Annotated in this window: 10 protein-coding genes; 4 read left to right on the forward strand and 6 right to left on the reverse strand. The window is 64.4% G+C overall.

Going from position 1 to position 12,872, the window contains the following annotated elements:
- Window positions 1–153: 153 nt before the first annotated feature.
- Window positions 154–1,218, forward strand: coding sequence for an acyltransferase family protein (locus PAF18_RS10080; protein WP_271115595.1), 1,065 nt, complete (start codon window positions 154–156; stop codon window positions 1,216–1,218).
- A gap of 141 nt (window positions 1,219–1,359) precedes the next feature.
- Here the strand turns inward: PAF18_RS10080 and PAF18_RS10085 are convergent, their stop codons facing one another.
- Entirely contained in the window at window positions 1,360–2,568 is a 1,209-nt protein-coding gene (locus PAF18_RS10085) for an acyl-CoA dehydrogenase (protein ID WP_271115596.1), read from the reverse strand.
- A 225-nt stretch (window positions 2,569–2,793) separates the two neighbouring features.
- Between PAF18_RS10085 and PAF18_RS10090 the strand changes: the two genes are divergently transcribed.
- The gene (locus PAF18_RS10090; RefSeq protein ID WP_271115597.1) at window positions 2,794–5,043 is read left to right on the forward strand and encodes an OmpA family protein; all 2,250 of its coding nucleotides are present in this window, start codon (window positions 2,794–2,796) and stop codon (window positions 5,041–5,043) included.
- A gap of 48 nt (window positions 5,044–5,091) precedes the next feature.
- Here PAF18_RS10090 and PAF18_RS10095 read toward each other — a convergent pair whose 3' ends face one another.
- From PAF18_RS10095 to PAF18_RS10105, 3 genes are all read right to left on the reverse strand, one after another.
- Window positions 5,092–5,715 (reverse strand): DNA-3-methyladenine glycosylase family protein, encoded by a 624-nt coding sequence (locus PAF18_RS10095; protein WP_271115598.1) that lies wholly within the window; start codon window positions 5,713–5,715, stop codon window positions 5,092–5,094.
- Window positions 5,712–6,335, reverse strand: coding sequence for a GntR family transcriptional regulator (locus PAF18_RS10100; RefSeq protein ID WP_271115599.1), 624 nt, complete (start codon window positions 6,333–6,335; stop codon window positions 5,712–5,714). Before PAF18_RS10100 ends, PAF18_RS10095 begins: the two co-directional genes overlap by 4 nt.
- 149 nt (window positions 6,336–6,484) lie before the next feature.
- Window positions 6,485–7,951 (reverse strand): PRC-barrel domain-containing protein, encoded by a 1,467-nt coding sequence (locus PAF18_RS10105; protein ID WP_271115600.1) that lies wholly within the window; start codon window positions 7,949–7,951, stop codon window positions 6,485–6,487.
- Window positions 7,952–8,441: 490 nt separating this feature from the next.
- Here PAF18_RS10105 and PAF18_RS10110 point away from each other — a divergent pair, with 490 nt between their 5' ends.
- Both PAF18_RS10110 and PAF18_RS10115 read left to right on the forward strand, forming a co-directional pair.
- On the forward strand, window positions 8,442–9,104 hold the full coding sequence (locus PAF18_RS10110; RefSeq protein ID WP_271115601.1) for a pyrimidine 5'-nucleotidase: 663 nt from the start codon (window positions 8,442–8,444) through the stop codon (window positions 9,102–9,104).
- A 165-nt stretch (window positions 9,105–9,269) separates the two neighbouring features.
- Window positions 9,270–10,469: a UbiH/UbiF family hydroxylase gene (locus PAF18_RS10115; RefSeq protein WP_271115602.1), complete on the forward strand. Its 1,200-nt coding sequence runs from the start codon at window positions 9,270–9,272 to the stop codon at window positions 10,467–10,469.
- Window positions 10,470–10,559: 90 nt separating this feature from the next.
- On the opposite strand, the gene PAF18_RS10120 is transcribed toward PAF18_RS10115, so the two are convergent.
- A complete protein-coding gene (locus PAF18_RS10120; protein WP_271115603.1) occupies window positions 10,560–12,200 on the reverse strand; it encodes a BCCT family transporter in 1,641 nt (546 codons plus the stop codon).
- Between the two features lie 254 nt (window positions 12,201–12,454).
- Complete coding sequence (locus PAF18_RS10125) at window positions 12,455–12,769, reverse strand: DUF1476 domain-containing protein (protein WP_271115604.1); 315 nt, start codon at window positions 12,767–12,769, stop codon at window positions 12,455–12,457.
- Window positions 12,770–12,872: the final 103 nt, after the last annotated feature.

Consider the following 12,872-nt stretch of genomic DNA (forward strand, 5'->3'; position numbering starts at 1 on the left):
CGGGGCGCCTCTGCGCGGCGCGCTTTCTTAACAGCCCCCAGGCAAGCTGCTATGAGCCGCCGAGGAAATTCAGATCGTGATCGCCCCAGACCAATGCCGCACGGCAGTGCCGAGCGAACCTCGGGGCGCGTAATGTTTCAAGGTGAAAGCGGCATGGCTGCGGATCGAAAAACCCCGACACCCCATCTGGTCAGCGTCCAGCTTTTGCGGGCGATTGCCGCGACGGCTGTGGTGTTCCAGCACGCCCAGACCGAAGCGGTACAGAGCATGGCCGAATTCGACCCGCTCGGCTTCGATTTCGGGATCGGTGTGGATATCTTCTTCATCATCAGCGGTTTCGTGATGTGGCTGTCCAGCTCGCATCTTTTCGGCGAGCCGGGTGGCACGGGGCTGTTCCTGAAGAAGCGGTTTCAGCGTGTGGTGCCGCTTTACTGGGTCTATACGCTCGGGATGCTGGCCGCGATCCTGCTGTTGCCGGAAAAGCTGAACAACCCCGATGCGAGCCCGGGGCTGGTCATTTCATCCTTCCTGTTTTTCCCCTATCCGAACGCGATCGGAGAATACACGCCGGTGCTGGCGCTCGGATGGACGCTGAACTACGAGATGTTCTTCTATGCGCTGTTTGCCATCGCATTGATCCTGCCGCGCCGTCCGGGATTTCTGGCGCTGTGCGGGCTGATCTTCGGCTTCGTGCTGCTCTGGAGCGTGATCGACATCGGTCCCATCCGGTTCTGGGGCCGGCCGATCATCATCGAATTCCTGATCGGCGTCGTGCTGGCGCGCATCTATCTGCGCGTCGGAAACCGTCCCGGCCTTCCGCTCTTCGCCATCGCCGTCGCCGCCGCCTTCGTCGCTTACCGGCTGCTGACGCCTTTCGAAAGCCGCCTGATCTCGCTCGGCCTGCCCAGCGCGATCTTCTCGGCCGCCTTCATCTTCTTCTTGCCCGCAAGGCTCAGTGGCACGCTGAGCGGGATTGCAAGGCTGGGCGGGGACAGTTCTTACACACTTTACCTGTCGCATCCCTTCACCCTCGCCATCGTGAAAATCATCTGGCTCAGGCTCGACCCCGGCGCCGCGCAGCCCTGGGCCTATATCTGGGCCGCGACACTGGCCTGTGTGGTCGCGGGCTACATCCTGTATCTGCTGATCGAGAAGCCTTTGCTCAGCCTCTGGAAACGGCCCCGCAGGAGCGCGCCCGCCCAGGCGGCCGCGGAATAGGGGCGTTGCCCCTCTTGGCCCGAGGCCAATTCACCCCAGGATATTGTCGTCAGGGTGAAAAGCGGCGCAGGGTTTCATCCTGAACCAAATATCCTCGGGGGAGTCCGTCAGGACGGGGGCGGACAGCCCCCTGCCCCGTTCTCAGAAAAATGCCTGCAGCCCGGTGATCGCGCGGCCCAGGATCAGCGCGTGGACGTCATGCGTACCCTCATAGGTGTTGACGGTCTCGAGATTGGCCATGTGGCGCATCACCTGGTATTCCTCCGAGATGCCGTTGCCGCCATGCATGTCGCGGGCGATCCGGGCGATCTCCAGAGCTTTGCCGCAATTATTACGCTTGACGATCGAGATCATCTCGGGCGCTGCCTGCGCCTCGTCCAGGAGCCGTCCAACGCGGAGCGAGCCCTGAAGGCCAAGCGCGATGTCGGTCATCATATTGGCCAGCTTGAGCTGATGCAGCTGGGTCTGCGCCAGCGGCTTGCCGAACTGATGCCGGTCGAGACCATATTGCCGCGCGGCATGGAGACAGAATTCTGCCGCGCCCATCGCACCCCAGCTGATCCCGTAGCGCGCCCGGTTGAGACAGCCGAAAGGCCCCTTCAGACCCTCGACATTGGGCAGCAGCGCGTCCTCCCCGACCTCGACATTGTCCATGACGATTTCGCCGGTGATCGAAGCGCGCAGGCTCAACTTGCCGCCGACCTTCGGCGCGGAAAGGCCCTTCATGCCCTTTTCCAGAACAAATCCGCGGATCTTGCCGCCATGTTCCTCGGATTTGGCCCAGACCACGAAGACATCGGCGATGGGCGAGTTCGAGATCCACATCTTCGAGCCGGTCAGCACATAGCCGTTCTCGGTCTTTTTCGCGCGGGTCTTCATGCCCGCCGGGTCGGAACCGGCATCGGGCTCGGTCAGGCCGAAGCAGCCGATGAACTCGCCCGAGGACAGTTTCGGCAGGTATTTCTTGCGCTGCTCTTCGGAGCCATAGGCATAGATCGGATACATGACCAGCGAGGACTGCACCGACATCATCGAGCGATAGCCGCTATCCACACGCTCGACTTCGCGCGCGACGAGTCCGTAAGCCACGTAAGAGGCACCGATCCCGCCATATTCCTCGGGCACGGTGACGCCGAGAAGCCCCATCTCGCCCATTTCGCGAAAGATCTCGGGGTCGGTGATCTCGTCGCGATAGGCCTCGATCACGCGCGGTTGAAGCTTGTCTTGCGCATAGGCGCGGGCGGCATCGCGCAGCATGCGTTCTTCTTCGGTGAGTTGATCCTCGAGCCGGAATGGATCCTCCCAGTTGAACTTCCCAAGATCAGGTGCATCTTTCGCCTTCAACGCCATCGCTCGTCCCTCCAAATACAGCCCTTTTTGGCATAGGCCCAAGCATCGCCCCGTGCAAGCCCCGCGCCCCGTGTCCAGCCGGCGGTCCACACGCATGACGCGAGCAAGGCGGTATTGCGCACGCGCGCGAGAGGCCGATGACATGACGCTCACGCTTAATTGGGGGAACGATGCGAGCGGCGTACCGTTAGGTTCGGAACCAGAAAAGTCCGACCGGAGGATTATATGACCCGCTTCTCTGCCAACTCGACCGCGCTTGCGGCCCTGATCTCGCTGGGCCTCGTTTCGCCATCCGGCGCCGAGATCACGCTGAGCGCCGAAGACATCCAGCAACAGGGCCCCGCCCGCGCGGAGGCGATGGGCCGGCTCGACACGCTGCTGCGCGCCGAACTCGATGCCGGGCTGCGGCAGGACCAGTTGAGCTGCCTCGACGGCTCCGAGCGACCCTGCGCAGACGACATGGCCGTCGTGACCCCCGCCGGCGTTTCGGTGCAGACCGGTCCCGAGGGCCAGATCATCCTCGCGCCCGCCGAGCTGCAGCCCTACGAGGTCGATGCCGAGGGCATGCTGGTGCCGCGTGGCAATGAACTGAACAAGCTCGCGAAACAATATCTGCAAACGGCACAGCAGAACGCCGATGTGCTGACCGGCGAAAACGCCGCCCCCAGCGTCGAAGCTGCCGAGGCTGAAGCTGAGGCTGAGGCTGAAAGGGCGGAAGCGGACGCCGAAGCCGCCTTCACCCCGAACGATCCGAATGCGCGCGCTCAGCAGAACGGTCAGGACGGGAATGTCGATCCCTCTATCAGCGACAGCGCCTCGCCGCAGGATGCACCGACGGAAGAGCCTCAGATCGCCGCAGCGCCGGAGACCGAGAGGGACGACGAGGCGCAAGCCCGCGAGGATGAGCTTGCGGAACGGCTCGCAGCCGACCAGAGCGATGATGACGCGGAAGCCGAAGCAGAGGAAGATGATTCCGAACCGGCCGAGGCCGAAGGGGACGATAACGGCGATCAGGAAGACGCCGAACCCAGACAGGCCGACGCCGCACCCTCTCAGGTGCAGGACAGCTTCGCCGATGAAGAGCGTCGCCTGACCGAAGAAGAGGCCAATCGGCTTGAACAGGGCCGCATAGACAATATGGGCCGGCTGAACCGCCTGCTTGCGCAGGAGGTCGAGGCCGGGCTGACGCCGGATGAGCTTATGTGCAAGGACGGCTCACAGCGGCCCTGCGATATGGATACGACGTCGCTCGTGACTCCGGAAGGTGTCGCCGTTGATGTCACCGAGCAGGGGCGCTTGATCCTCGCCGCGATGGATCGGCAACAATACCGCATCAGTGATGACGGCGAGCTGGTGGCTCGCGGCTCGAACACCGAAGCCGCGAAGGAAGCCGCCGAGGCCGAGGCGCCGACCGCCGAAGCCTTCAACGCCGATGCTGAAGCCGAAGGGGACGTGGTCAGCGAAAGCGTGACCGAAGACAGCGCCCGCAGCTCGGCCGAGGATTTCGAGACCACCATCACCGAAGCGATCGAGCGGGCCGCTGACCGGCAGAGCGCTGATGCTCAGGCCTCGGAGAGTGATGACGACGATGACAGCACCAGCGATCTGGCAAAGGTGGCGCTCGCCGGTCTCGGGGCGCTTGCCGTCGGTCAGGTTCTGAACGGCAATCGCGAAGTGGCGCTGAATACCGGCGACCGGGTGATCGTGACCCGCGCGGATGGCAGCCAGCAAGTGCTGAAGGACGAAAACGCTCTGCTGCGCCAGCCCGGCAACGAGGTGCAGACCGAGAACTATTCGGACGGTTCGTCGCGCACCGTGGTGACGCGCCCGGATGGGTCGCAGGTGGTGACGCTGCGCGCTTCTGATCTGTCGGTGCTGCGCCGCATCCATGTTGCCGCCGACGGCACCGAGACCGTGCTGATCGACGAATCGGTCGAAGTGCCGCCGGTCGAGCTGTCCGAGTTGCCGCAGGCGCCCGCGCCGCGCCCCGATGTCGCGCCGACCAGCGAGGAAGAGCTGCGCGATGCGCTCGCCCGCGAGGCCGCCATCGACCGCCGCTTCACACTGACGCAGGTCCGTTCGATCCCCGAGGTCCGCAATCTCGTGGCGCCGGTGGATATCGACGCGATCACCTTCGACACCGGCTCGGCGGCGATCGACCCCGATCAGGCCCGCCAGTTGGCGACTCTCGGCACGGTGCTGGAACAGGCCATCGACGAGAACCCGCGCGAGGTGTTCCTGATCGAGGGTCATACCGATGCGGTTGGCGCCGCGGCCTTCAACCTCGCCCTCTCGGACCGTCGCGCCGAGTCGGTGGCTCTGGCGCTGTCGGAATATTTCGATGTGCCGCCTGAGAACCTGGTGGTGCAGGGCTATGGCGAGGAATATCTGAAGGTGCAAACTCTGGTTGACGAGCGCGCCAATCGCCGCGCCTCGGTGCGTCGCATCACCGATCTGCTGGCCTCGGCCAACTGATCTCATCTGCCTTTTCCCGAAAGGCCCGGCCCCGCGCCGGGCCTTTTTCTATGAGCGCACGCCCTCGCGCCCCTTCTCCAGCAGATAGTGCGACCATAGCCCCCGCGCCGCGACCGAGCGCCAGGGCCGCCAAGGCTCGGCCAGCTCTCGCAGGGCTTTCGGATCGGGACGTTTGTTCAGCCCATAGAGCATACGCGCCGCCTCTTGCAGCGCCAGATCCCCGGCAGGAAAAGCATCGCGGCGGCCAAGAGCGAAGGCGAGATAGATCTCTGCCGTCCACAGCCCGATCCCCGGCAGTGCCGTCAGCGTGGCCAGTACCTCTTCATCCGGGGCGCGGCGCAGCGCCTGCCAGTCGGGCTCGTTCTCGGCAATGCCCATCAGATAACGGATCTTCGGCCGCGAGACGCCGCAGCCACGCAACGCCTCGGGACCGGCAGCGCGGATGGCGGCGGCCTCGGTCAGGCCGGCGGCATCCAGTCGCGCCATGGTCGCCCCCGCGGACGCGGTCGAGATCTGCTGGCCGATGATCGCGTCGAGGATCGCGCCAAACCCGTCAGGACGCCGCCGCAGTGGCAGAGGCAGGCCGGGCAGCGCCGAAGCCCAGATCGGGCAGACCGACGCCAGATGCGCCGCGCCCTCGGCCAGATCGGCGTCGGTCTCGACGATCCTCACCGCTCGCGCCGCGCATCTTCGCGCAGCCTTGTCTCGAACGCCTTGGAGATATGGCTGCGCAGCGCAGCCTCTGCCGCCACGGCGTTACCCGAATTCAGCGCATCGACAATGGTCTGATGCTCAGAGAGCGCGGCTTCGCCCCGCCCCTCGACCGCCAGCGAGGTCCGCGCCATCAGCGCCATATTGCGATGAACGATATCCAGCTGCTGCACGAGATAGCGATTATGCGACGCAAGGTGGATCTGATGATGAAAGCGCCGGTTCGACCGCGCAAGCGCTTCGGCATCGCCAAGCATTCTCATATCGGCGTCGATCATGCTTTGCAGCACCCGCAATTCTTCGGGCGTGGCATGGCGAGCCGCCAGACGCGCGGCAAGCGCTTCCAGCTCGGCTCGGACGGTATAAAGCTCTGATAGCTGGTTATGATCCAGCGTCGACACGATCAGCGAGCGCCCGTCGCGCTTGACCATCGACTGGGTTTCCAGCCGCTGCAAGGCCTCTCGGACCGGGGTGCGCGACACGCCGAACCTCTCGGCCAGTTCGGATTCCACGAGCCGGTCGCCCGGCGCATAGACCCCGCCGTCAATGGCTTCGACAATCAGGCTATAGGCATCTTTCATGGCGGCAGGTTGCCGGAATTTCCGCGGCGAATGCAAGCGCGAAGACCGGGCGTTTCATCTTGCCCCGGCAGACGCAAAATGCCCGGCGCGTGACGCGCCGGGCACCGGGATCACCCGCCCCGCACATGGCGGAGCGACCGGATCAGATCTTATTGACCGAGCATCGCCGGCTGGTCGTCGTCCAGAGCCAGGCTCGAGTCATACTCGAAGTCCTCGGCAGCCTGGATCTCTTCCTCGGTCAGTTCGCCGAGGACGAGGTTCTCGCCGTCCATCATGACACGGTTCAGCGGCACGGCCACATCGGTGTCGCCGATGTTCAGGAACCCGCCATTCGAGAAGACGAGCTGCTGCCCGGCATCGGTCTCGATGATGGCTTCCGGCTCGCCGACATCTTCGCCATTGGCGTCGAGCACGTTCATGCCCAGCACGTCGCCGACGGTCAGCGCAGCGGCGTCGCCCGCCGCAGCGGCTTCTTCGGCCTCTGCGGGAGCTTCTTCACCCTCGGCGGCATTCGCCTCGGCTGCACCGGCCTGACGCTGCTCACGCTCTTCGGCGCTCTCGAAGGTAACCGTCGGGTCGCCGCCCATGGTCACTTCGACGGTCGGCTCTTCGGTCATCACCACGGTGACATTCGCCTCGGCATTGACGAAGCTCAGCTCGGGGTCGGCCTGGCTATAGGTCACCTGCGGCGCGTCCTCGGACTGCACCAGCTGCACGATCGGCTGCTCTGCGGCGATCTCGACATTGCCATCGACCGACTGCTCTTCGCCATCGGCAGCGGCCATCGCCTCGCCATCGGCTGCATCGACATCGGCGTCGGCATCCGCGCCGTCTTCACCCAGGCCGAGATCAACATCAAGCTGCGGCTGGCCCTGCGTAACCGTGACTTCCGGCTCTCCTTGCACAACTTCGACCTGCGGGTCTGCGGCAGTCACAGTGACCTCCGGCTCGCCCTGCAGCATGTAGATGCGCGGCGCGGGGATATCGACACGCACGATGATTTCCGGGATCTCGACGGCAACCTCGGGCTGCTGCTGCTCGATCTCGATCTGGGTCGGAGGCTCGTTCACATCGACCTGCGGAGCCATGGTGGTCACCGTTACCTCGGGCTGAGGCACGCGCACATCGACATCCGGTTCGGGGACGTTGACGACAGCTTCGCCCTGGACCTCGATATTCTCCGCGACATTGACCTCTTCGGTGATCTCGGCTTCGTCGCTTGCCTCGGCAGTAGCATCAGCATCAGCTTCAACGTCGACTTCGGCATCGGCTTCAGCGGTGGCTTCCTCGGTCACCTCTTCGGTGGCCTCGGCGTCTGCGGTAGCCTCTTCACCCTCGGCGGGCATCGCATCACCGGCCTGCGCAACCTGCATTTCCAGCTCGGCGCACTGCTCGGCATTGTCGCCGTTGATCGCATCGGCAATGGCGCGCGGCTCGACCGCGTCGGAGGGCAGCTCGTTCTCGCTCAGCCACTGGCCGAGCGCCTGGCATTCCGCCGACTTGCCGCTCAGCGCTTCGAGGTTGACGTCAAGCTGCTGGCTGTGACCCGCCGCCGCAAACGACAGCGATATCGCGGTGCCCAGCAGAAGCGGACGAAGCGTTTTCTGGTTGGTCATAAATGACTCCTTCCCGTTGAACTTATTAGGCCCTCGCCGTGAATTCGACGCAGAACCCGCCCCTCTGACGCGCGCCAGAGGGCCAAAAAGGGCCGCATGAAACGGCCTTGAACAGATCCGGTGACCGGATTCCCCAATGTCGCCGCCTTCGCCGCGATGCGCTGGCAAACATCCAGCGCGCGACGGCATTGACGACTTATTCACACAAGTTCGTGACGCAGGGCTGCGTTCCACTATCTTTTGTTAGCTCGCATCTTGAAAATGAGCGTAGAGCACCCGAAACGCCTTCGTCTCGACCCAAGACAGGCAGAGCAGAGACTCTCAAGTCCCTGACGCCAAACCTAAATTCTTGTGCCCTTACCTCTCATGTCACGTCGCGATTTCTCGCGCCAAGCAGCCAGCTTTCCATAGCGTCACCTTCGTAGCGCTGAGCGCGCCCCATGTGCCGCACGGCATTGCGTCGCATCTCCGGCATGCCTATCAACCCACAATGACTTTTTCTCATGTGACCACCTGGATCTTCGATCTCGATAACACGCTCTACCCGCCCGAAGCAGCGCTGTTCGCCCAGATCGAGACCCGCATGACGGCGCATCTTCAGCGCTCGCTCGGCGTTGGCGCGGACGAGGCGAACCGGCTGCGGGCCAGCTATTGGCGCGATTACGGGACGACGCTTGCCGGGCTGATGCGCGAACACGACATTGACCCACATGCCTATCTGCTCGATGTGCATGATATCGACTTTTCGGTGCTCGACCCGTCGCCCAGCTTGCGTCGCGCGATCGCCGCGCTGCCGGGCCGGAAGATCATCCACACCAATGCCGACTCGCGCTATGCCGGAAAGGTGCTGGACCGGCTCGGGCTGGATCTGTTCGAAAAAGTTTACGGCATCGAAGAGGTCGGATTTCGCCCAAAGCCGGACGCGCGCGCCTATGCCGCGGTGATCGAGGCGGATGGGCTCGACCCGCGCAGCGCCGCCATGTTCGAGGATGATCCGCGCAATCTGGAAGTCCCCGCGAGGCTCGGGATGCAGACGGTTCTGGTCGGCGAAGGGCGGCACGGACCGGACGAACTCGCGCCCGATCACAGCCACGGTCCGCATGTCCATCACCGCACCGGCGACCTTGCCGCGTTTCTCGGCGCGCTTGTCTGAGCGGCGGCCCTCTGGCAGGGTCTTTGCCGGACGCGGCCTTCCCCGTGCGGCATCAAGGAGACACTACATGGCTGAAGAGGTGATCGTGGCGAAAGCCGAAACGCTGGGCGGCACCGGGCTGGGCGCTGCGGCGGTGCCCGGCCTTCTGACGGATCGTTGAACGGGATGGAGGCGCCGCACCGCACCGATATCCTGATCTCTGGCGGCGGCATGGCGGGTCTCATCGCCGCTGCTGCCTTCGGGGCCGATGGCCATCGGGTTATCTGCGTCGATCCCGCCCCGCCGATTACCGCCGAGGAAGAAGGCGGCGCGGATCTCCGCACGACGGCGTTTCTGCAACCTTCGATCCGCCTGTTCGAACGTTCCGGTCTGTGGGCGCGTCTGTCTGCTCATGCCGCCCCGCTCCAGATCATGCGCATCATCGACGCGGGCGGCGCCACCCCCGAGGCGCGGCTGGTGCGCGAATTCGACGCCGCCGACATCTCCGAGGCGCCATTCGGGTACAACCTGCCCAACTGGCTGGTCCGGCGCGAGGCCGCCGCGCTCATCGACGACATGCCGAATGTCGAGTTCCGCCCCGGCACCGGCACCGAGGAACTCGTTACCCGGGAAGACGAAGCCATCGCCCGTCTCTCCGATGGCAGCCGCATTGCCGCACGGCTGGTGATCGGCGCCGATGGGCGGGATTCGGTGATCCGCAACGCCCTCGGAATCCCGGTCAGGACCACGCGCTACGGGCAGAAAGCCCTCGCCTTTGCCGTCACCCATGAGTTGCCGCACCGCAATATCTCGACCGAGATCCATCGCTCGGGCGGACCGTTTACGCTGGTCCCCCTGCCCGACCGTGACGGCAAACCCTGCTCGGCCGTGGTCTGGCTGGAACGCGGCCCTGAGGTCGAGCGGCTTCTGCGCCTTCCCAACGACACATTCGAAGCAGCACTGAACGCCCGCTCGACAGGTATTCTCGGGCATCTCACCCCGGTCACGCGGCTCAGCTCCTGGCCGATCGTCAGCCAGCTTGCCGCGAGGTTTACCGGGCGCCGCACCGCGCTGATCGCCGAGGCCGCGCATGTGCTGCCGCCAATCGGGGCGCAAGGGCTGAACATGAGCCTCGCCGATCTGAGCCTGCTGCTCGACCTGTCGCGCGGGGAGCCGGGCAGCCGCGACAGCCTCGACGAATATCAGCGCCGACGCTGGCCTGAAGCGCGGATGCGGATGAGCGGCATCGACCTTTTGAACCGCACCAGCATGATCGCGCCGCGCCCGCTGCGCGACCTGCGCGCCGCCGGTCTCGGGGCGCTTTACGGCATCGCTCCTGTGCGGCGACTGATGATGCGGGCGGGCCTGGGAGCAGGCAGGGACTGACCCGCGCCGCAGCCGGATCAGAACACCCGTGAACGCAGAAACGCCCGCCAGAGCCGGCGGGCGTTTCCACGTCGCGTCAATTCTTGCGGCTCAGCGTTGCTCGCTGCGCAGCCCCTTGATGATCGCCCAGCACATCAGAAGCAGAACCACCGTGAAAGGCAGCCCCGTGGACAGCACCGCCGCCTGCAACGAGGCAAGCCCGCCGCCCACAAGCAGTGCAATCGCCACCGCGCCTTCAAAGATGCACCAGAACACGCGCTGCGGCATCGGCGCGTCGATCTTGCCGCCGGCGGTGATCGTGTCGATCACCAGCGAGCCGGAATCGGACGAGGTCACGAAGAACACGATCACCAGCACGATGCCGATGAACGAGGTGATCTGCGTCAGGGGCAACCCGCGCAGCATCTCGAAAAGCTGCAATTCGAGATCCGCTTCCTTCACCGTCGTCACACCGTCCTGCACGAACTGGGTGATCGCGGTGCCGCCGAAGACCGACATCCACAGGATGCAGACGAAGCTGGGGATCAGCAGCACGCAGATGATGAACTCGCGCACCGTGCGGCCGCGCGACACCCGCGCGATGAACATGCCGACGAAGGGTGACCACGAGATCCACCAGGCCCAGTAGAAGGCGGTCCAGCCTTGCGAGTAATTCGCGTCCTCGCGCGCAAAGGGCTGCGACAGCGCCGGCAGATAGCCGAAATAGGCGATGATGGACTCCCAGAAGATCGACAGGATCGCCGCGGTCGGCCCGACGATCAGCACGAAGATCATCAGTGTGAAGGCAACGCCCATATTCAGCTCGGACAGGATCTTCACCCCGCCGTCGAGACCGCGCACCACCGACACGAGCGCCACCGCGGTGATCCCGCTGATAAGCAGCACCTCGGATGTGATCCCGACCGGCATCCCGAACAGGAAATTCAGCCCGGCATTGGCCTGTGTCGCGCCATAACCCAGCGAGGTGGCCAGCCCGAACAGCGTCGCAAACACCGCGAGCACGTCGATGACATGGCCCGTCCAGCCCCAGATCCGTTCCCCGAAGATCGGATAAAATGCCGAACGCACCGTCAGCGGCAGTCCCTTGTTATAGCTGAAAAGCGCCAGCGCGAGCGCCACCACCGCATACATCGCCCAGGGGTGCAGCCCCCAGTGATAGATGGTCGCAGCCATGCCGAGATTTATCGCCGCCTGTTCATCGCCCTGCGCGCCGCCAAGCGGCGCCCAGTCGCTGCGCGCGCCATCCTCGACGACCGGCCCGGCCAGCGAGGTGTCGAAATGCGTCATCGGCTCGGACACGCCATAGAACATCAGCCCGATCCCCATCCCGGCCGCAAACAGCATCGCGAACCAGCCGGGATAGCCGTAATCCGGCGTTGCATCCGTGCCGCCAAGGCGCACTTTGCCCCAAGGGCTCACAATCAGGAACAGGCAGAACAGCACGAAGATATTGCCGGCCCCGATGAAGAACCAGGCAAAGGTCGAGGTCAGCCAGGGCCGCAGCGCCCCGAAGATATTCTCGGCCTGCTCGGGCAGCGCCAGCGCATAGAAAACGAAGGCAACGATGGCGAGCCCCGAGATCACGAAGACCGGGTTGTGAATGTCCAGGCCGAAAGGTCCGACCTGCGTGGTGATGTTGTTCTGGCCAATCTCGTAATCGGTCTCGATGAGATTGGTCTGCCCCTCTGGCGCGGGTATGCCGTGGTTTAATTCTTCATCCGCATCGGTCATGGGTCGCGCGTCTCCCTCTGATGAATGGTCCTTCGTCCTTATCGTTGAGCCGCGTCTCCTTCGGGACGAAAATCCCGACGCGGACGACCCTCACAGTGCCGTGAGATGCGCTGTTAAACAAGGTTAACCCCATTTTTCGCCAAGAAACGGGGCCGATCCGCAACAGGGTTCGCGGTGCCGGGCGCATGGAAAAGGGCCCGGCATCTCTGCCGGGCCCCTGTGCTGAATACCGGTGTTCACCGTCCTCGGGCGGCTCAGCTTTCGTCGATGATCTGCTTGCGCGCCACGCCGGTCAGCTCGGCCATCTTGGCGCGGATCGTGGCCTCATCGGCCTTGCCCTCAAGATCGGCGGCGAGCTTGCGATAGACATCCTCGTCACCCGGCTCTTCGAAATCCGAGGTGACGACGGTCAGCGCATAGCTCTTGGCGTCTTCGCCGGTCTTGCCCAACAATTCGGCGGCCCACTCACCCAGCAGCCGGTTGCGCCGCGCCTCGGCCTTGAACTGCAAATCGGCGTCGCGGGCGAATTTCGCCTCGTATGAGCGTTCGCGGTCGTCGAAAGTGGTCATTCGCGTCTCCCTGAAACCTGTGCCTTCATATGCCTCTCCTGCCATTATACCACAACCCTGTATCGCGGCGAGCCGCGCCAGTATTGCCGCGCGGGCGCTTTCG

Source organism: Paracoccus sediminicola, from assembly GCF_027912835.1.
Lineage (GTDB): Bacteria > Pseudomonadota > Alphaproteobacteria > Rhodobacterales > Rhodobacteraceae > Paracoccus > Paracoccus sediminicola.

Bases quoted from the DNA above. Each gene is read 5' to 3' on its own strand.
- PAF18_RS10080 (WP_271115595.1), top strand. From the start codon at position 154: ATGGCTGCGGATCGAAAAACCCCGACACCCCATCTGGTCAGCGTCCAG.
- PAF18_RS10085 (WP_271115596.1), bottom strand. From the start codon at position 2,568: ATGGCGTTGAAGGCGAAAGATGCACCTGATCTTGGGAAGTTCAACTGG.
- PAF18_RS10090 (WP_271115597.1), top strand. From the start codon at position 2,794: ATGACCCGCTTCTCTGCCAACTCGACCGCGCTTGCGGCCCTGATCTCG.
- PAF18_RS10100 (WP_271115599.1), bottom strand. From the start codon at position 6,335: ATGAAAGATGCCTATAGCCTGATTGTCGAAGCCATTGACGGCGGGGTC.
- PAF18_RS10105 (WP_271115600.1), bottom strand. From the start codon at position 7,951: ATGACCAACCAGAAAACGCTTCGTCCGCTTCTGCTGGGCACCGCGATA.
- PAF18_RS10110 (WP_271115601.1), top strand. From the start codon at position 8,442: ATGACTTTTTCTCATGTGACCACCTGGATCTTCGATCTCGATAACACG.
- PAF18_RS10115 (WP_271115602.1), top strand. From the start codon at position 9,270: ATGGAGGCGCCGCACCGCACCGATATCCTGATCTCTGGCGGCGGCATG.
- PAF18_RS10120 (WP_271115603.1), bottom strand. From the start codon at position 12,200: ATGACCGATGCGGATGAAGAATTAAACCACGGCATACCCGCGCCAGAG.
- PAF18_RS10125 (WP_271115604.1), bottom strand. From the start codon at position 12,769: ATGACCACTTTCGACGACCGCGAACGCTCATACGAGGCGAAATTCGCC.